Annotated in this window: 15 protein-coding genes and 1 tRNA gene; 9 read left to right on the top strand and 7 right to left on the bottom strand. The window is 69.6% G+C overall.

The window, feature by feature from the left end; genetic code table 11:
- Positions 1-82: 82 nt before the first annotated feature.
- Positions 83-979 (bottom strand): hypothetical protein, encoded by an 897-nt coding sequence (locus tag ACWDA7_RS05200; RefSeq protein ID WP_450602920.1) that lies wholly within the window; start codon positions 977-979, stop codon positions 83-85.
- Between the two features lie 232 nt (positions 980-1,211).
- Between ACWDA7_RS05200 and ACWDA7_RS05195 the strand changes: the two genes are divergently transcribed.
- The 6 genes from ACWDA7_RS05195 to ACWDA7_RS05170 all read left to right on the top strand — a co-directional run bounded on the left by ACWDA7_RS05195 (position 1,212) and on the right by ACWDA7_RS05170 (position 9,187).
- The gene (locus ACWDA7_RS05195) at positions 1,212-1,991 is read left to right on the top strand and encodes a S1 family peptidase (protein WP_450602829.1); all 780 of its coding nucleotides are present in this window, start codon (positions 1,212-1,214) and stop codon (positions 1,989-1,991) included.
- Between the two features lie 381 nt (positions 1,992-2,372).
- Entirely contained in the window at positions 2,373-2,723 is a 351-nt protein-coding gene (locus ACWDA7_RS05190; protein WP_450602828.1) for a chorismate mutase, read from the top strand.
- Between the two features lie 169 nt (positions 2,724-2,892).
- Positions 2,893-3,501, top strand: a complete 609-nt coding sequence (locus tag ACWDA7_RS05185; protein WP_450602827.1) for a response regulator — start codon at positions 2,893-2,895, stop codon at positions 3,499-3,501.
- Between the two features lie 38 nt (positions 3,502-3,539).
- The gene (pepN, locus tag ACWDA7_RS05180; RefSeq protein WP_450602826.1) at positions 3,540-6,080 is read left to right on the top strand and encodes an aminopeptidase N; all 2,541 of its coding nucleotides are present in this window, start codon (positions 3,540-3,542) and stop codon (positions 6,078-6,080) included.
- A gap of 186 nt (positions 6,081-6,266) precedes the next feature.
- Complete coding sequence (locus ACWDA7_RS05175) at positions 6,267-7,781, top strand: pyridoxal phosphate-dependent decarboxylase family protein (RefSeq protein ID WP_450602825.1); 1,515 nt, start codon at positions 6,267-6,269, stop codon at positions 7,779-7,781.
- The gene (locus ACWDA7_RS05170) at positions 7,778-9,187 is read left to right on the top strand and encodes a lysine N(6)-hydroxylase/L-ornithine N(5)-oxygenase family protein (protein ID WP_450602824.1); all 1,410 of its coding nucleotides are present in this window, start codon (positions 7,778-7,780) and stop codon (positions 9,185-9,187) included. The genes ACWDA7_RS05175 and ACWDA7_RS05170 overlap by 4 nt, the downstream gene beginning before the upstream one ends.
- Positions 9,188-9,405: 218 nt before the next feature.
- Here the strand turns inward: ACWDA7_RS05170 and ACWDA7_RS05165 are convergent, their stop codons facing one another.
- Complete coding sequence (locus tag ACWDA7_RS05165; RefSeq protein ID WP_450602823.1) at positions 9,406-11,208, bottom strand: bifunctional metallophosphatase/5'-nucleotidase; 1,803 nt, start codon at positions 11,206-11,208, stop codon at positions 9,406-9,408.
- A 139-nt stretch (positions 11,209-11,347) separates the two neighbouring features.
- On the opposite strand from ACWDA7_RS05165, the gene ACWDA7_RS05160 reads away from it, so the two are divergent.
- Together ACWDA7_RS05160 and pyk are read left to right on the top strand one after the other, a co-directional pair.
- A complete protein-coding gene (locus ACWDA7_RS05160; protein WP_450602822.1) occupies positions 11,348-12,073 on the top strand; it encodes an SIMPL domain-containing protein in 726 nt (241 codons plus the stop codon).
- 177 nt (positions 12,074-12,250) lie between these two features.
- Positions 12,251-13,687: a pyruvate kinase gene (gene pyk / locus ACWDA7_RS05155; RefSeq protein ID WP_450602821.1), complete on the top strand. Its 1,437-nt coding sequence runs from the start codon at positions 12,251-12,253 to the stop codon at positions 13,685-13,687.
- A gap of 235 nt (positions 13,688-13,922) precedes the next feature.
- Here pyk and ACWDA7_RS05150 read toward each other — a convergent pair.
- Positions 13,923-13,997: transfer RNA gene (locus tag ACWDA7_RS05150), tRNA-Leu, on the bottom strand.
- A gap of 103 nt (positions 13,998-14,100) precedes the next feature.
- On the opposite strand from ACWDA7_RS05150, the gene ACWDA7_RS05145 reads away from it, so the two are divergent.
- Positions 14,101-14,751 carry an ANTAR domain-containing response regulator gene (locus ACWDA7_RS05145; protein ID WP_450602820.1) on the top strand — a complete coding sequence of 217 codons (651 nt, stop codon included), beginning with the start codon at positions 14,101-14,103 and terminating at the stop codon, positions 14,749-14,751.
- Positions 14,752-14,829: 78 nt separating this feature from the next.
- On the opposite strand, the gene ACWDA7_RS05140 is transcribed toward ACWDA7_RS05145, so the two are convergent.
- Genes ACWDA7_RS05140 through ACWDA7_RS05125 form a run of 4 tightly spaced genes read right to left on the bottom strand, consistent with a single transcriptional unit; the run spans position 14,830 to position 19,158 of the window.
- The gene (locus tag ACWDA7_RS05140; protein WP_450602819.1) at positions 14,830-15,546 is read right to left on the bottom strand and encodes an ABC transporter ATP-binding protein; all 717 of its coding nucleotides are present in this window, start codon (positions 15,544-15,546) and stop codon (positions 14,830-14,832) included.
- Positions 15,543-16,412, bottom strand: a complete 870-nt coding sequence (locus ACWDA7_RS05135; protein ID WP_450602818.1) for an ABC transporter ATP-binding protein — start codon at positions 16,410-16,412, stop codon at positions 15,543-15,545. Before ACWDA7_RS05135 ends, ACWDA7_RS05140 begins: the two co-directional genes overlap by 4 nt.
- Positions 16,413-16,417: 5 nt before the next feature.
- Positions 16,418-18,226 carry a branched-chain amino acid ABC transporter permease gene (locus ACWDA7_RS05130; RefSeq protein ID WP_450602817.1) on the bottom strand — a complete coding sequence of 603 codons (1,809 nt, stop codon included), beginning with the start codon at positions 18,224-18,226 and terminating at the stop codon, positions 16,418-16,420.
- A 5-nt stretch (positions 18,227-18,231) separates the two neighbouring features.
- Positions 18,232-19,158 carry a branched-chain amino acid ABC transporter permease gene (locus tag ACWDA7_RS05125; RefSeq protein WP_450602816.1) on the bottom strand — a complete coding sequence of 309 codons (927 nt, stop codon included), beginning with the start codon at positions 19,156-19,158 and terminating at the stop codon, positions 18,232-18,234.
- Positions 19,159-19,212 lie beyond the last annotated feature (54 nt).

Raw genomic sequence — 19,212 nt, 5'->3', positions numbered from 1 at the left:
AGGCCCACCGCGCAAAGACATTTGAGGTGTTCCGTGCCACTTCGGCGCTTCCTCTCACGCCGTATGGCCCGGCGGCCGCGCCTCAGGTGTCGCACTCCAGAACGGTCCGGCACAGCCCGCAGCGCGCCCGCACCCGCCCTCGCACGGGCACTCTGATGCGCTGGTGGCAGGTGGGGCAGGGAAAGGAGACGCGCAGCGGGCCGCGGCCGGCCGGGGTGAAGTCGTACGGGACGCCCGGATGCGGGCCGGGGGCGGAGTGGTCCTCGGCGTGGCGGCGGTCCCGGGCGTAGCGGCGGCGGCCCGCCCAGCCGGCGGCGGTCAGCGGGGGCTGCTGCTCGTCCCGGCGGGCCTGCGCCATGCCCTTCGTGTACGCGGTGTACGCCTGCGGGCTGGTGAACCAGATCGAAGGGTCCTCGCCGAACAGCAGCGCCCGCTTGGCGAGGACGTAGCCGAACTCCTCCGGGGTCAGGTAGCCGAGCTTCTGCGAGGACGCCTTGTCCTCGCGGAAGGCGTCCAGGAGCAGCCAGCCCGCGCCCAGGTAGGTCGCCGCGGTGTCGGTGAGGATCTCGTTGTCCCTCGTGCCGGGGAAGGACAGGTCGAGGCGGTGCAGATAGACGTGCATCACCTCGTGCGCGAGGGCCGCGCCGATGTCCCGGCGATGGGTGCGGAACCGGTCGTTGAGCTCGATGAAGTACTCCGGGCCCGCGGCGAGTTCGACGTTGGCCGCATGGGTCATCTCACGGAAGCCGATGATCATCCGGGCGTCCGGCAGCCGGTAGTGCCGCACCAGCTCGCGCGCCACACGCTGCGCCCCCAGATGCAGGTCGTCCAGATCGGAGAAGGCCACGTCGGCGGGGGCCACGCTGGCCGCGAAGGTGCGGATGGTGTCGCAGGAGAGCCGCTTGTACAGGGCGGTGATCGCCGCCCGCACCGTGTCCAGATGCGGGTAGCCGTGCTCGACCGGGCCGCCGTTCGCCACGTCCGCACCCCCTTCAGACGCCGGCACTGGCATCCACTGTATGCGTGCTTCCTCCCGGCGGCCGAGCGTGCGCGGCGGGGTGGGCGTCGCGCCGCGCCGCCCACTGGCCGGAAACCGGTTCTTGCCGCCTCGACCGGTTCTCCAAATAATCCGTAAAGACTTGGCGAGAGCATGCCACGTGTGATCTCGCGTGCTGCCGCCATGCGGTCAACCCCCCACGGAAGGAAGCACGTTGAAGCTCCTGAAGAAGATCAGCGGCCTCAAGAGAGCCGTCGCGGCCGTCACGGTCGCACTCGCCGCCCTGTCCCTCCAGCCCCTGTCCGCGCAGGCCGCACCCCAACCGGTGGTCGGCGGAACACGGGCCGCCCAGGGCGAGTTCCCGTTCATGGTGCGGCTGTCCATGGGCTGCGGCGGCGCCCTGTACGCCGGCGACATCGTCCTGACCGCCGCGCACTGCGTCAGCGGATCGGGCAGCAACACATCCATCACCGCCACCGCCGGTGTCGTCGACCTGCGCAGCGGCAGCGCGATCAAGGTGAGGTCCACCAAGGTCCTGCAGGCCCCCGGCTACAACGGAAAGGGCAGGGACTGGGCGCTGATCAAGCTTGCCCAGCCCATCGACCTGCCCACCCTGAAGATCGCCACCACGACCGCGTACAACAAGGGCGACTTCACCGTCGCGGGCTGGGGCGCGACCAGTGAGGGCGGCGGTCAGCAGCGTTATCTGCTCAAGGCCACGGTCCCCTTCGTCGACGACGCCACCTGTCAGCGGGCGTACGGCAGCGATCTGGTGCCCGGCGAGGAGATCTGCGCCGGCTTCCCGCAGGGCGGCGTCGACACCTGCCAGGGCGACTCCGGCGGCCCCATGTTCCGCAAGGACGACACCGGTGCGTACCTCCAGGTCGGCATCGTCAGCTGGGGCGAGGGCTGCGCACGGGCCGGCTACCCCGGTGTCTACACCGAAGTCTCGACGTTCGCGGCGGACATAGCCCGCGCCGCGTCCGGCCTCTAGCCCGACGCGCACGGCCGTATCCCCGGAGGGCAGGGGGCGTCCGCGGCCCGCCCCGGACGCGGGCACCCACCCCGTAGGCATCCCCGCCTGCCGCCCACCGCACCGACCCAGGCGCCGCGGGGCAGGCGGGTGGGCCGAGTGCAGGCGCTGGGCGGAGAGGGGTGGGTACGACGGTTTCCTCCGCACACGGCGTGCACGACCCGTACGCCGTGTGCGGACCACCGCCGCCTCCGGTGGCGCTTTCTTGTGCCCGACGACCGCCTCCGCCGCATCGGCGCGCCGGTCCGCCCGGGCGCGTTGTGGGGACGTACGCCGTCGGAGCGATCCGCACTCCGGACAGGAAGGACCGCCCTTCGGTGGAGCCCCGTAGGGTGGACGGCCATGACCTCCCGCCACTCCGCCGCCGGGGACGCCGACCCCGCCGTCCGTGCCGAACTCGCCCGGTTGCGCGACAGCATCGACAACATCGACGCCGCCGTCGTCCATATGCTCGCCGAGCGTTTCAAGTGCACCCAGCAGGTCGGCCACCTCAAGGCGGCCCACCAACTGCCGCCCGCCGACCCGGCCCGTGAGGCCGCCCAGATCGCCCGGCTGCGCCGGCTCGCCGAGAACGCCAAACTCGACCCCGCGTTCGCGGAGAAACTGCTCAATTTCATCATCGCCGAGGTCATCCGGCACCACGAGCGCATCGCCGATGACGCCACGTCCGGCTCCGACGCTCCGGGGGAGTGACACCCGGCCCGGCCGCCCGGCCATCTGCTCCGAGCGCTCCGAACTCCGCAAACGCTCTCTACGCTCCGGCCGTACCCAGTCGGCCGGATGACTCTTTGTCAGGTCAAAGGAACGCACGGTAGGACGGTTCGGGCATAAGCTGGTCATCCAAGCGAGGGGACCTCGGGCCATGCCGTCTGATGCCAGGATTCTCATCGTCGACGACCACGTGGACACGCTCTACGCGCTGGAGAGCGCTCTTGCCCCGCTGGGCTACCGCCTGACCCGCGCCACGAACGGTGACGCCGCGCTCAAGGAGGTACTGCGCGGCCAGGTCGGCCTGCTTCTCCTCGATGTGCGCATGCCCCAGGTCAGCGGCCTCGACGTCGTGCGCTACCTGCGGCGCCTGGAGCAGACCCAGCACATCCCGGTCATCCTGATCACCGGCTTCGGCCCCGACGCCGAACTCACCTCGGCCGCCTACGGGCTCGGCGTCGCCGACCTCCTGATGAAACCCGTCGACCCCTGGGCCCTGCGCACCAAGGTCCGCTACCTCTACGACGCTCATCAGCGCTCGCAGGCCCTGGAGCGGGAAGTACGCGCCCTGCGCGCCCGGCTCGATCAGCCTGTCCCGCCTCCGGCAGGCAGCATCCCGCCTCCGGCGCGCGCCCTCGCGCACCCGGACGCGAACCTTCCGCGTCCGGAAGCGAACCTTCCGAGCCAGCGAGAGGACCCCGCCGCCCGAACGACCCCCGACCCTCCCCGGAAGCAGCGCGAGGAACGGACAAAGCGGGTGTAGCGGAACACCACTGTGCGTCGTCAGTGCCATCAGGCAGCATGTCCTTCATGTCCGTACTGACGCGCGACGAAGCGCAGACCCGTGCCCGGCTCCTCGACGTCCACCGCTACGAGATCGAACTCGACCTGACCCGCGGCGACGAGACCTTCGACTCCCGTACCGTCATCCGCTTCACGGTGCGCGCGGACCAAGACGCCTCGGACACCTTCGTCGAGCTCAAGCCTGCCGAGCTGCGCTCCGCCACCCTGGACGGACACCCCCTCGATCCCGAGACGCTCGCCGAGGACCGGCTCCCGCTCAAGGGCCTCACCGCCGGTGAGCACGAACTGCGCATCGATGCCGCCATGCGCTACTCGCGCACCGGCGAGGGCATGCACCGCTTCACCGACCCCACCGACGGCGAGACCTACGTCTACACCCAGCTGTTCATGGACGATGTCCAGCGCGTCTTCGCCGCCTTCGACCAGCCCGACCTCAAGGCCGTCTTCGACCTGACCGTCACGGCCCCCGAGGGCTGGAGCGTCCTCGCCAACGGCATCACCACCCACCAGGACGACGGCATCTGGCGTGCCGCCACCACCCCCCTCATCTCCACCTATCTGGTGGCCGTCGCCGCCGGCCCCTGGCACTCCGTGCGCACGGAACACCGCGGACTGCCCTTCGGCATCCACTGCCGCCGCTCCCTGGCCCCCCACCTCGACGCGGACGCGGACGAACTCTTCGAGATCACCCGCCAGTGCTACGACCGGTACCACGAGAAGTTCGAGGAGCCCTACCCCTTCGACTCCTACGACCAGGCCTTCGTCCCCGAGTTCAACGCGGGCGCCATGGAGAACCCCGGGCTGGTCACCTTCCGCGACGAGTTCGTCTACCGCTCCGCCGTCACCGACACCCAGCGCCAGACCCGCGCCATGGTCATCGCCCACGAGATGGCCCACATGTGGTTCGGCGACCTCGTCACCCTCAAGTGGTGGGACGACATCTGGCTGAACGAGTCCTTCGCCGAGTACATGGGCTACCAGACCCTCACCGAAGCCACCCGCTTCACGGACACCTGGACCGACTTCGGCGTCGCCCGCAAGGCCTGGGGGTATGACGCCGACCAGCGGCCCTCCACCCACCCGGTGGCCCCGGAAGCGGTCGACGACACCGCCTCCGCGCTCCTCAACTTCGACGGCATCTCCTATGCCAAGGGCGCCTCCGCGCTGCGCCAACTGGTCGCATGGCTCGGCGAGAAGGACTTCCTCACCGGTATCAACACCCACTTCGCCCGCCACCGGTTCGGCAACGCCACCCTCGCCGACTTCATCGACTCCCTGGCGAGCGCCACCGACCGCGACGTCCACGCCTGGGCCGACGCCTGGCTGCGCACCACCGGCGTCGACACCCTCACTCCGCGTCTGACCCAGGCCGACGACGGCACGTACTCCCTCACCGTCGACCACGACGGCAGCCGCCCGCACCGCATCGCCGTCGGCGTCTACGACCAGACCCCCGCCGACGACGGCGACCTCACCCTGCGCGAACGCGTCGACCTCGACGTCCCGCAGAGCGCGCCGCGGCCCCTCGGCAAGCGCCCGGCCCTGCTCCTGCTCAACGACGGCGACCTCACCTACGCCAAGGTCCGCTTCGACCCCGAGTCCTTCGAGACCGTGCGCGGCGCCCTGTCGGGCCTGCCGGAACCGTTGACCCGGGCGGTCGTCTGGAACGCCCTGCGCGACGCCGTGCGCGACGGCGACCTGCCCGCCGCCGCCTACCTGGAGGCCGCGCGCGCCCATCTCCCGCACGAGACCGACCTGGCCCTGCTCGAGGGCGTCCTCGCCTTCGCCGCCGGTCACGTCGCCGACCGCTACCTGCCCTCCCCCCCGCCCTCGACCCCGCTCGAGCAGGGAGGCGACCCCACCGACCGGCCCGCCGCGCTCGCCACCCTCAGCGCGCTGTGCCGCGACCTGATCCGCCGCACCGAGGACGGCTCCCACCCCGGACTGCGCTTGATCGCCGTACGCCACTACATCGACGCCGCCGCCCACCCCGAGACCATCGCCGCCTGGCTCGCCGAGGGCACCGTGCCCGGCGGACCGGAACTCGACCCCGAACTGCGCTGGCGCATCCTCGGCCGTCTCGCCGTCCTCGGCGCCGTGGACGAGGCGGCCATCGCGGAGGAACTCCACCGGGACCCCAGCGCCACCGGCCAGGAAGGCGCCGCCCGCTGCCGCGCCGCCCTGCCCGACGCCGACGCCAAGCGGCGCGCCTGGGAGGCGATGTTCACCACCGACGACCTGTCCAACTACTTGTTCACCGCCACCGCACAGGGCTTCTGGCAGCCCGAACAGGCCGACCTGCTGGCGGAGTACGTCGAGCGGTACTGGACCGACGTACCCGCCGTCGCGGCCCGCCGCGGCCCCGCCATCGCCACCGCCGCCGGCCGCTGGGCGTTCCCCCGCCACGCCGTGAGCGCGGACACCCTGCACCGGGGTGAGCAGTGCCTGAGCGAGGCCGACCTCACCCCGGCGCTGCGCCGCAAGCTCGTGGACGAACTCGACGACCTGGCACGAGCGTTGCGTATCCGGGAGGCGTAGCCGATCCGCGGTGCCGGCCGCCGCCCGCGCCGTCGCGGGACGGCGGCCGGCACCGCATATGCCATCCGTGGGCACTTCCTCCCCACGGCGGTACCCCCATTCGGGTCGGATCGTTGTCCTCTCCGGGCGAGCCCAACCTCCCTGCGTGCAGGCTTGGTTCCCCGCCGCGCGCCTGGAGGACGTCCCATGAGCTTGCCGCCTCTCGCCTCAGGACCCGAAGGCCCGCGCGCCCTGCGACCGCTGCTCGCCACCGTCCTCGACGCCCTCGAGGAGGGCGCACGGGCCCGCGGCGGCCCCCTGCCCGGCGGGGGGCCCGCAGCGGTCGCCGCCCGGGTCCGTGCGGCCGTCGGCGACGTCCTGCCGTACGAGGGCGACCCGGACGCCGTACGGGCGCTCGTGCACGCCCTCGCGGAAGGGGCCGCCGACCCCGCCCACGCCCTGTGCGCCGCCCACCTGCACTGCCCGCCCCTCGCGGTCGCCGCCGCCGCCGACCTGGCGGCGAGCGCGCTCAACCCCTCCCTCGACTCCTGGGACCAGGCCCCGTCCGCCTCCGAACTGGAAACGCTGGTGACACGGGCCCTCGCCGACGAGATCTACGGCGGTCCGCGGGAAAGGGGTGCCGGTGGGGATCACGATGGCGCGCCAAAAAGAGGCGCGGACGAGGTCTGCGGCGGGCCGCAGGAACAGGGCACCGGCGGGGGCTGCGGCCGCCCGCAGGCACAGCGCGCCGACCAGATCCACGCAGGCTCGCGGGGAAACGGCGACTGTCTGGTCACCACCGGCGGCACCGAGTCCAACCAGCTCGCCCTGCTCCTCGCCCGTGAAGCCCATGGAAGCGTCCGGCTCGTCTGCGGCGCGGGCGCCCACCACTCCCTGACGCGCGCCGCCTGGCTGCTCGGCCTGCCCGAACCCGTCGTCGTCCCCGCCCTCGGCGGCGCCCTCGAACCGGCCGCCCTGGACACCGCGCTCGGCAGTCTGCCCGGCCCGCTGCTCGTCGCCGCCGGCGCGGGCAGCACCGACGCCGGCCTCATCGACCCCCTGCCCCGGATCGCCGACATCTGCGCCGCCCACGGCGCCCGACTGCACATCGACGCCTCCTACGGAGGCGCACTCCTGTTCAGCGACCGCCACCGCGCCAAGCTCACCGGTCTCGAGCGCGCTCACACCGTCACCCTCGACCTGCACAAACTCGGCTGGCAGCCTGTCGCCGCCGGCCTGCTCGCCGTCCGCGACCCCCACGACCTGAGCGCCCTGCGGCATCGCGCCGACTACCTCAACGCCGACGACGACACCGACGCGGGCCTGCCCGACCTCCTCGGGCGCTCCCTGCGCACCACCCGGCGCCCCGACATCCTCAAGATCGCCGTCACCCTCAAGACCCTGGGCCGCACCGGGTTGGCCACGCTCGTCGATCAAGTCTGTGGCCACGCACACCAGTTCGCCGAACTGGTCCGCGACCACCCCGCCTTCGAGCTCTACGCCCCGCCCACCATCAGCACTGTCCTGTTCCGGCCCACGGCGGCCTCCGACGACACCGTCGCCGCCGTGCGCCGCACCCTCCTCCACGCCGGCCGCGCCGTCCTCGGCCGCGCCCGGCTGGACGGCCGCCTCTGGCTCAAGGCCACCCTCCTCAACCCCCACACCCGGCCCGGCGACCTGGCCGCCCTCCTGAACCTGGTGGAAGGAAGCACGCCCCGATGACCACCCCCGCACGCCATGAACCCCGAGCACCCCGCGATCTGGTCGGCATCGGCATCGGCCCGTTCAACCTGTCTCTCGCCGCCCTCGCCCACCCGCTCACGGAACTCGACGCGGTCTTCTACGAACGGCGCCCCGGCTTCGACTGGCACCCCGGCCTCCTCATCGACGGAGCCACCCTCCAAGTGCCGTTCCTCGCCGACCTGGTGACCCTCGCCGACCCCGCCAGCCCCTGGTCGTTCCTGAACTACCTCAAGACCTGCGAACGACTGTTCCCCTTCTACTTCGCCGAACGCTTCCACATCCAGCGCGCCGAGTACGACGCCTACTGCCGGTGGGTCGCCGGCAACCTTCCCGGGCTGAACTTCGGCCACCAGGTCGACACCGTCCGCTGGAACCCCGCGACCGACGTCTTCGAAGTCGACTTCACCCGGCTCGGCACGGACGGCACGGCCGAAGCCCTCGGCCGTGCCCAGGCATGCAACATCGTCCTCGGCGTCGGCACCGAACCCTACGTGCCCGAAACCCTGGAACCGCTGGTCGAATCCGCTGGAGTGCCCGTCATCCACGCCGGCGACTACCTCCGGCACCGCATGGACTTCCTCACCGCCGAGCACATCACCGTCGTCGGCGCGGGCCAGTCCGGTGCCGAGGTCTTCCTCGACCTCCTGCGCAACCGGCCCCTCGGCCTCGAAAGGATCCACTGGCTCGCACGGACCGAGGCCTTCGCCCCCATGGAGTACTCAAAACTCGGTCTGGAGCACTTCACCCCCGACTACACGCGGTTCTTCCACGCCCTCGCCGAACCCGTCCGCGACCGACTCGTCTCGGCCCAGTGGCAGCTCCACAAGGGCATCGACGCCGGCACCATCGCCGCCATCCACGACGAGCTCTACCGCCGCACGCTCAAAGGCGGCTGGCCCGACGCCGTCCTCACCCCCGGCGTCCGGGTCCGCACCGCCGGGCGCCTTGCCACCAACAAGATCGAACTCCATCTGGAGCACGTCCAGCAGAACGTCCGCTCACGCCTCACCACCGACGCCGTCGTCCTCGCCACCGGCTACCGTGAGCGCCCCCTAGGCCGCATCCTCGCCGGGCTGGGCCCCTACCTGCGCCGCGACAGCAGCGGGCGCCCCCGCATCGACGACCAGTTCCGCATGGTCCTGGACCCCTCCGTCAGCGGCTCCGTCTACGTCCAGAACGCCGAACTCCACACCCACGGAGTCGGCACCCCCGACCTCGGCCTCGCCGCCTGGCGCAGCGCCACCATCCTCAACTCCCTCACCGGCAAGGAGCCCTACCCACTGCCGCGCCGAACCGCCTTCACCACGTTCGGGCTCCAGCATCACGACGGGATCCCGGCCGTACGCAGACCCATGGATCTGACCCCACTCGCCGAAAGACGGTGAGAAAAGGCCGTCCGGAGAGGCGCCCCGGACGGCAGCCGAGGGAGTGGCGGCCCACCAAGGCACCCACGCACGACCCCCGCCCCGAGGGCGTCCGCTCCGACGGGAGCGGCGGCACCGCCGCCGGCGATGGAGCCGACCGGCCTGCTCTACGCCGGCCGGCTCCACACGCGCACCGCAAGCGCCGCGTCACATCCGGAGCAACGGCAACCCCGTTCTTCCTAGAAGAGCGGCACGCCGTTCCGCGTGAGCTTCCAGTCGGCGGACGCGAAGTCCTTCGGGTCCAGAACCCCCTTCGCGGTCACCCACTCCGCGATCCGGGTCCGGATCTCCGTCGACTCCGACCACAGCTCCTTGCCCGAAGCCACGAACGGGAAGGCACCGCCGCCGTTGGCACGGTAGTTGTTGACCGCGAGCACGAACTGCTGGGCGTCGTCCAGCGGGGCACCGTTGTAGGTCAGGTTCTTGATGCGCGAGCCCGCGGCCTGGGCGATGTCGATCTCGTACTGCAGGCCCGAGACATAGTCGTAGTTGTAGTCCGGACGGCCGTTCGCGTTGGTCAGCTTCTCCACGTCCACCGGCGCGCCGGCGGCGGTCTGCACGAAGTACTCCGCCGAGTACTCCAGGTACGCCCGGACCTGCGCACCCGTCATCAGCTTCGCGACCAGCGTGTTGTCGTACACGTACAGGCTCGACAGGTCCCGGATCGTCACATTGCCCGCCGGGATCTCCGAGGTACGCGAGAACGGCGACGCCTGCGCGATCACCGGCAGCGCGGCGTACTCGGTGCCCGCCAGCGCCGCCTTGACCACGTCCTCCTGGACCTTGGTGATCAGGTCGATGATCGGGGCGTCCTTGTAGCGGGCATCCACCGTCGTCAGCGTCTCGGTCGCCTTGCCGACGACCTGGTTGACGTACTGGACGACCTTCGCGTGTTCGTCCGTGAGCAGCTCGGTGATCTTCGGGTCGTCGGCGACCGTGTTGGAGTTCCGCAGCGACGCGGCGACCGACTCGACCTCCCATTTCCCCTTGACGAAGACCAGCTCGATGTCGAAGAGCGTCAGCCGCTCGGCGTAGCACAGCGGTTCGGACAGGACGACCGTCTTCCCCGTCTGCTCGTTGACGACCTTCAGCTCCGGGATCTCCAGATGCGCGTGACCGACCAGGATCGCGTCGATCCCCGGCACCTGCCGGGCCACGTTGGCGGCCGCGTCCTCCGCATAGGGCAGCTGGTCACCGTAGGACGAATTGCCGGAGGTACCCGAGTGTGCCGACACGACGACCACGTCCGCGCCCATCGCCCTCAGCTTCGGCACCCACTTCGCGGCCTGCTCCTCCAGACCCGGGAACGCCAGCTTGCCCTGGACATAGGCCTTGTCCCAGATGGCGATCCCCGGGTTGGTCAGGCCGAGCACCGCGACCGTCACCGGCGGCGCACCCGGAACGTGGAACTTCTTGACGAAGTACGGAGGGAACGCCGGCTTCAGGGTCTTCGCGTCCACCGCGTTCGCGCCGAGCAGCGGGAAGTCGCACTGCGACTCGAACTTCCGCAGCGTCTCGATGCCGTAGTTGAACTCGTGGTTGCCGAGCGCCGCCGCGTCGTACCCGATCGCGTTCATGGCCTGCGCCATCGGGTGCACCGGACCGCCCTTGGCCGTGATCGGGTCCACCTTGGCGTAGTAGTACGTCAGCGGGGTGCCCTGGATCGTGTCGCCGGCGTCCAGCAGCAGCGTGTTGCAGTGGCCCTTCTCCTGGCGGACCTGGTCCACCAGGGTCGAAATGCGGGCCAGGCCCAGCGCGTTGCCCGCCTTGTCCGCGTACTCGGCGTCCTTGAAGTAGTCCCAGTTGAAGACGTGCCCGTGCAGATCGGTCGTGCCCATCACGGTCAGGGAGTACCGCTTCTTCGCCGGGCCGGCGTGCGCCGGAGCGGCCTCGGCGGACGGAGCCACCGCGGCGCCCGCCAGCGCCACCCCCGCCCCCGTCACAGCGGATCTCTTCAGGAACTTCCGGCGGTTCAAGGGCATCTCAGAATCTCCTCGGGAAATGGTCAACGACGCGCGTAGATTCTGCCCGGGCACCACGAGCCGCAACAGACCCCGCAGGTTTCGATCCGGTGACCGGCAAACGCCCCCGCGCGGACGCGCCGGTGACAGAGTGACACCCATGACCGCCGGACCCCCTCAACCCGAGCCGCCCGCCGTCTCCTACGGCACCCCTGACGCCCCACGCATCGCCGTCCGCGGAGAAGCCCACCTCGAAGTCGATCCCGAGATCGCCCGCATCCACATCATCGTCACCGCGCGCGGCGCCGACCGGCGCACCACCCTCGACGACCTCACCCGCCGCAACGCCACCGTCCTTGAGCTCATCAAGTCCTACCCGGACGCCGTCGAACAGCTGGAGACCGGAACCTTCTCCATCAGCCCCGAACTGACGGAACACGGCCACGGCGAACGCGTCCGCGCCTACCACGGCCACGTCCACATCAGCGCCGACATCGTCGACTTCACCGCCCTGGGCGAACTCACCACCCGGCTCGCCGACCTCGAACTCACCCGAGTGGACGGCCCCTGGTGGGACCTCCGCCCCGACTCACCCGCCCATCGCGCAGCCCGTCAGCAAGCCGTACGGGAGGCCGTGCAGCGCGCACGTGAATACGCCGACGCGCTCGGCACCACTCTCATGGCCCTCGTCGAACTCGCCGATATCGGTGCCGAGAGCAGCGAGCGGTATGCCCCCGGACCACGCTCCATGCGCCAGGCCGCCTCCATGGCAGCAGAAGCAGGGGATTGGCCCGTCCCTCTCGCACTCGAACCCCAACGGCAACATGTCCACGCCCAGATCACCGCACGCTTCACCATGGCACCGCCACAGCTTCAGTCGCCCTGAGCCACTCGTGGGGGCGAGAAGCAGTCCGTGTCGGAAAAGGCCCGCAATTCCCTCGGGATGCTCATCGGAGCGGACCACCGCACAATTCAACACTTGTTGATAAGGCTTCACGTAAAGGTTGTTGAGTAGTCACGCCCAACGAATTCTCTACCGACCGGTAAGGCCTACGCTCGAAGCATGCGCCGAGCAAAGATCGTCTGTACATTGGGGCCCGCCACCGACTCGTACGACCAGATCAAGGCCCTGGTCGAAGCCGGAATGGACGTCGCCCGCCTCAACCTCAGCCACGGCACCTACGCCGAACACGAGGAGCGCTACCAGCGCGTGCGAAAGGCGTCCGACGAGACCGGCCGCAGCGTCGGAATCCTCGCCGACCTTCAGGGCCCGAAGATCAGACTCGGCCGATTCATCGAAGGACCCGTACTCCTTGAACGCGGCGACACCTTCACGATCACCGTCGAAGAAGGTGTCGAAGGAGACCGCCAGACCTGCGGAACCACCTACTCCGGACTCGCCGCCGACGTCACCGCCGGCGAACGCATCCTCGTCGACGACGGCAAGGTCTGCCTGGAGGTCACCTCCGTCGACGGCCCCCGGGTCCACACCACCGTCGTCGAAGGCGGCATGGTCTCCGACCACAAGGGACTCAACCTCCCGGGCGTCGCCGTCTCCGTCCCCGCACTCTCCAAGAAGGACGAGGACGACCTCCGCTGGGCCCTGCGCACCGGATGCGACGTCATCGCCCTCTCCTTCGTCCGCAGCGGCAGGGACATCAAGGACGTCCACCGCATCATGGACGAAGAGGGCCGCCGCCTCCCCGTCATCGCCAAAGTCGAAAAGCCCCAGGCCGTCGAAAACATCGGCGAGATCGTCGCCGCCTTCGACGGCATCATGGTCGCCCGCGGTGACCTCGGCGTGGAAATGCCCCTGGAACAGGTCCCCATCGTCCAAAAGCGCGCCATCAAACTCGCCAAGCGCAACGCCAAACCGGTCATCGTCGCCACCCAGATGCTCGACTCGATGATCGAGAACTCCCGCCCCACCCGGGCCGAGGCCTCCGACGTCGCGAACGCCGTGATCGACGGCACCGACGCCGTCATGCTCTCCGGCGAGACGAGCGTCGGAAACTACCCGGTCGAGACGGTCAGGACCATGGCGCGCATCGTCGCGGCGGCCGAGGAGGACATCCTCGCCAAGGGCCTCCCGCCGCTGACCGAGAGCAACAAGCCTCGCACCCAGGGCGGCGCGGTCGCCCGCGCGGCAGCAGAGATCGGCGACTTCCTCGGCGCCAAGTTCCTGGTCGCCTTCACCCAGTCCGGCGACACCGCCCGCCGCCTCTCCCGCTATCGCTCCCCGATCCCGCTCCTCGCCTTCACCCCCGAGGCGGCCACGCGTTCCCAGCTCAACCTCACCTGGGGCGTGGAGACCTTCCTGGGCCCACACGTCGACTCCACGGACGCGATGGTCGACCAGGTCGACGAGCTGCTCCTGGAGTACGGCCGCTGCAAGAAGGGCGACGTCGTGGTGATCACCGCGGGCTCGCCGCCCGGGGTGTCGGGCTCGACGAACATGGTGCGGGTGCATCACATCGGCGAGGACGACAGCCCCAAGTAGGACAGACGGGCTCGCGAAGGGCCCCTTGCGAGGGGGCTCTTCGTGTTGGGTGCGGTCGTCGTCGTCCGCGCATGCCTATTCGGAACGGGCTTGCACAGGGCTCGCTTACGTGTGCCCATGTCGTACATCAGGCCACTCTGGGCGACAGCGCAGGACCGTACGCAGCAAAAAAGGCGGAGGTTCACGAGATACGAACATCCGCTTTTCGATTCCGACCTTGGAATCTAAGGAAAAGTGCCCCGGGTCGGACTCGAACCGACACTGTATGGGTTTTGAATCCATTGCCTGCTGCCAATTGGGCTACCGGGGCCCAACGAATCAAAGGTTTCCCTCGACCCGCTGCCTGACCACCTTACCGCAGCTGGGTAGGCTCTTGGGAGCAGTACCTGACTGCCCTGGATCAAGGAGCCTCCGTGACCGCCGCCGAGTCGCCCCAGCCCGTTGCCGACGACGACAAGTCGCATGTGCCTCCGCTGACGACCCGTGTCGTCATCGCCGAGGACGAGGCGCTCATCCGGCTCGACCTCAAAGAGATGCTCGAGGAAGAGGGCTACCAGGTCGTCGGTGAGGCCGGTGACGGCGAGCGGGCCGTCGAGCTGGCCCGTGAGCACCGGCCCGATCTGGTGATCCTCGATGTGAAGATGCCGAAGCTCGACGGCATCTCGGCGGCCGAGCGGATCGCCGAGGAGCGCATCGCCCCGGTCCTCATGCTCACCGCCTTCTCGCAGCGGGACCTGGTCGAGCGGGCGCGGGACGCGGGCGCCATGGCGTATCTCGTGAAGCCGTTCAGCAAGAGCGATGTCGTGCCGGCGATCGAGATGGCCGTGTCCCGGTTCAACGAGCTGAAGACGCTGGAGCAGGAGGTCGCGGATCTCACGCAGCGTCTTGAGACGCGCAAGCTGGTGGACCGGGCGAAGTCGATTCTTCAGACGGAGTACGGGCTGAGCGAGCCGGCCGCGTTCCGGTGGATCCAGAAGACCTCCATGGACCGGCGCATGTCGATGCAGCAGGTCGCGGAGGCGGTCATCCAGGATTCGCAGGAGAAGAAGGCCGCCAAGGACTGACGGCCACGACGTCTACGGCGAGGCCCGCACCCCCGGGAGTCGGGGGTGCGGGCCTCGCCGTTTGCCGTGAAGACGTGCTCAGTCTTCGCCGAGGTAGGCCTTCCGCACGGATTCGTCGTGCAGCAGGTCCTGTCCGGTGCCGGAGAGGACGATGTTGCCGACCTCCATCACATGGCCCTGGTCGGCGAGGGAGAGGGCGGCCTGGGCGTTCTGCTCGACGAGCAGGATGGTGGTGCCCTGCGTCTTCAGCTCGGCGATGGTGGCCATGATCTTCTGCATCATGATCGGTGAGAGGCCCATGGAGGGCTCGTCGAGCATGAGCAGTTTCGGCTGGGACATGAGGGCGCGGCCCATGGCGAGCATCTGCTGTTCGCCGCCGGAGAGGGTGCCCGCGGCCTGCTTCCTGCGCTCTCCGAGGATCGGGAAGAGGTCGTAGGCCCGCAGGATGTCCTTTTCGATGCCTTCTTTGTCCTTGCGGAGGAAGGCGCCGAGCTGGAGGTTCTCGGCGATCGTCAGACGCGGGAAGATGTGCCGGCCCTCGGGGGAGTGGGCGAGTCCGAGCGAGACGATCTTGTGGGCGGGGACGTTGGCCAGCGGTCTGCCGTCGAAGGTGATCCGTCCGCTGGTCGGTTTGAGCAGGCCGGAGAGGGTGCGCAGGGTCGTCGTCTTGCCGGCGCCGTTGGTGCCGATGAGAGTGACGACCTGGCCGGCTTCGACGCTGAAGGAGATGCCCTTGACGGCTTCGATCTTGCCGTAGGCCACCCTGAGGTCCTCGACCTCGAGCAGTGCGGTCACTGGGCTTCTCCCTTGGTGCTGCCGGTGGTGCTGTCCGCGGTCACGTCGCCCCCGGCTTCGGCGGCTGCGATCTCGGCGGCCTCTGCTTCTCCGGGTTCGCCTTCGAAGGGGGTTCCAAGGTAGGCGGCGATGACGCGCTCGTCGGCCTGGACGACCTCGGAGGTACCTTCGACGAGTTTCTCGCCCTGGACGAGGACGGCGACGCGATCGCAGAGGTTGAAGATAAAACGCATGTCGTGCTCGATGACGAGGACGGCGATGCCCTTGTCGCGGATCGCGAAAACCAGTTCCTCGGTGGCTCGCGTTTCCTGCGGGTTCATGCCGGCCGTCGGTTCGTCGAGGAGCAGCAGCCCCGGCTCGCTCGCCAGTGCGCGGGCGATTTCGAGCTTGCGCTGTTCGCCGTAGGGGAGGTTGCGCGCGAGGTGGTCGCGCTTGGCGGCGAGGCCGACGAACTCGAGGAGTTCCATGGCCCGCGCCTCGGATTCCCTTTCGGCTCTCTTGAAGCCGGGGCCGCGCAGGAGGGCGGACCACAGGCCTTCTTTGGTCCGGGTGTGGCGGCCGACGAGCACATTTTCCAGAACGGTCATGTTGGCGAAGAGCCGGATGTTCTGGAAGGTGCGGGCGATGCCGGCCTTGGTGACCAGGTGGGGCTTGGGGGGCAGGACGGTGCCCTTGTAGGAGACCGTGCCCTCCGTGGGGATGTACAGGCCGGTGAGGCAGTTGAAGAAGGTGGTCTTTCCGGCGCCGTTGGGGCCGATGAGGCCGACGATCTCGCCGCTGTTGACGGTGAAGTCGACGGAGCGTACGGCGGTGAGGCCGCCGAAGCGCATCGTCACGTCGCGGGCTTCGAGTACAGGTGTCGTCATGGTTCTTACGCCCCTGCCTTGGTGACGGCCGGTTCGTCGGTCAGCGTCGCTTGTTGGGGTACGTCGAGTTGGCCGGTCTCGTGGAATTCGAGCTGGCGGCGGCGGTTGGCGATGATGCCTTCCGGCCGGAAGCGCATCAGCAGGATGAGGGCGATGCCGAAGGCGAGGAGCGACTTGTCCTGGAGGAAGACGAGTTTCTCCGGGAGCAGGTAGAGCAGTGCCGCGCCGAGCAGGGGGCCTGCGACGGTGCCCATGCCGCCGAGGACGACCGCGGCGAGAAGGAAGGCCGAGTTGGGGGGCGTGGAGCCCGCGAACTGGTAGGGGTTGGGGACCACGCTGTAGGTCACGTGGGCGCTGACGGTTCCGGCGAGGCCGGCGAGGGAGGCGCCGAGGGCGAAGGCGATGAGCTTGACGCGGAAGCCGTTGATGCCCATGGCGGTGGCGGCGGTCTCGTCCTCGCGGATGGCGATCCAGGAGCGGCCGATGCGGGAGTCGGCGGCGCGGGTGTAGACGAGGACGACGATGGCCATGATGAGGACCATCAGCAGGTAGTAGTTGGCGAAGCGGCCGATGGTGAAGCCGCCGAGGTCATGCGATTCCCCGAAGTTGAATCCGAAGAAGTTCAGGTCGGGGATGGACGGGATGCCGTTGGGGCCGTTGGTGATGTTCGGTCCCGAGTCGCCGTCCATGTTGTTCACGGCGATACGGAAGATCTCTCCGAAGCCGAGGGTGACGATGGCGAGGTAGTCGCCGCGCAGCCGCAGGGTGGGGGCGCCGATGAGGACGCCGAACACGAGGGAGGCGGCGGCGCCGCTGAGGGCGGCGGCCCAGAAGGGGAACTGGACGCCGGAGAAGCGGGAGAACTCGGAGCCGGAGACGAGGGCGGCGGTGTAGGCGCCGACGCCGAGGAAGGCGACGTATCCGAGGTCGAGGAGGCCCGCGAGGCCGACGACGATGTTCAGGCCGAGAGCGACGGTTCCGAAGATGAGGATGTTGACGCCGATGTTGGCGTAGTGGTCGTCGGTCTGGGTGAGGGGGAAGGCGATGGCGGCGACGAAGCCCATCGCGAGGGCGAAGCTGCGGTTGGCCGCGAGGATGCGGGAGAACCGGTCGGCCAGGCCCGCGGTGTGCGCCGCCCAGACGGCGAAGACGACGACGATGAGGTAGCCGATGAAGAGTTCGCCGTATTCGGTGTCGATGCCGTAGGCGAAGGCGAAGAGGCCGACGACGGCGACGGCGGTGATGACGGCGCGCTGGACCCAGGGGGCCGTGTGGCCGGCCGGCGCGATGCGGTCCGGCTTGGCGATGGAGGCGCGCAGGATTGCCTTGACGGTGGGTTCGCCGGCCACGGGATGGGGGAGGGCGAGGGCGCCGATGACGGGGAGCAGGGAGGCGACGGCCGCGATGTAGCCGCCCGCTTCGAGGTTGACGAGGCCGCCGAGCTTGGCGGCGATCGCGATGACGGTGAACCAGGTGGTGCCGAAGGCGCCGAGGGCGGTGAGGACCGCGGGTGCGTTGTTGCGGGCGGGGGTGAGCCAGCCGAGGCCCTTGACGCCGTATCCGGCGAGGGCGAAGAGGGTGACGAGGATGCCGCCGGTGAAGGTCAGCCACTGCAGGCCGCCCGGGTAGCCGTAGACGGTGAGGTCGCCGGGGAAGTCGGCGGTCCAGGTCCAGGCGAGGAAGGCGGACGCGGCGGTGGCGACGCCGCCGAGAAGGGTGAGCGCGCGGGCGGCGGAGGCCGGCAGCGGGATGAGGCCGTGTTCGGTGAACGTCGGCGTCCCGGGGACCTCGGGAGTGGTCGTCGTGTCGGTCATCGTGATCACGCCCTGTCCGCGACGCGTTCGCCGAGGAGGCCTTGGGGTCTGAACAGCAGGACGAGGATGAGGAGACAGAAGGCCCAGACGTTGGCCCAGCTGGCCCCGCCGAGCTGCTGCATGCCCGGGACGTTGTCGATGTAGGCGGAGGCGAGGGTCTCGGCGATACCGAGGACGACGCCGCCGAGCATGGCCCCGTAGATGTTGCCGATGCCGCCGAGGACGGCCGCGGTGAAGGCCTTGAGGCCCATGAGGAAGCCCATGCGGTAGTCGATGTTGCCGTACTTGAGGCCGTAGGCGACGGCTGCGACCGCGGCGAAGAAGCCACCGATGGCGAAGGCGACCACGATGATGCGGTTCGTGTCGATGCCCATCAGCTGCGCGGTGTCGGGGTCCTGCGCGGTGGCCTGCATGGCGCGTCCGGTGCGGCTGCGGCGGACGAAGACGGCGAGTGCGGCCATGCACACGGCGGCGGCGAGGACGAGGAAGATGTCGGCGTCCTTGATGGTGACGGAGCCGAGGTCATGGGTGGTGTCGAGGCCGGGGAACCGGCGGGCGCGGTCGGCCTGGGGGTAGAAGTTGCGCACGACTTCCTGGAGCGCCAGGGAGAGGCCGATGGCGGTGATGAGCGGTGCCAGCCTCGGTGCTCCGCGAAGTGGTCGGTAGGCGAACCGTTCCGCCCCGACGGCGATGAGGATGGCGACGATGGCGCCGCCTATCAGCATGAGGGGCACGAGGGCCCACATCGGGGTGCCGGAGGGGAGGATCAGCGAGACCGTGAGAGCGCCGAAGGCTCCGGTCATGAAGATCTCGCCGTGTGCGAAGTTGATGAGCTGGACGATGCCGTACACCATCGTGTAGCCGATGGCGATCAGCCCGTACATCGAGCCGAGGAGCAGCCCGTTGGCCAGCTGCTGCGGCAGGGTGTTCACCGCATGGCCTCCATGTCGCTGGTGGTCGTGTTGTGCACGGTGGTGTGCAGGGCG

This window comes from Streptomyces sp. NPDC001156 (assembly GCF_053598275.1).
This window is presented reverse-complemented; position numbering and strand designations above follow the sequence as displayed.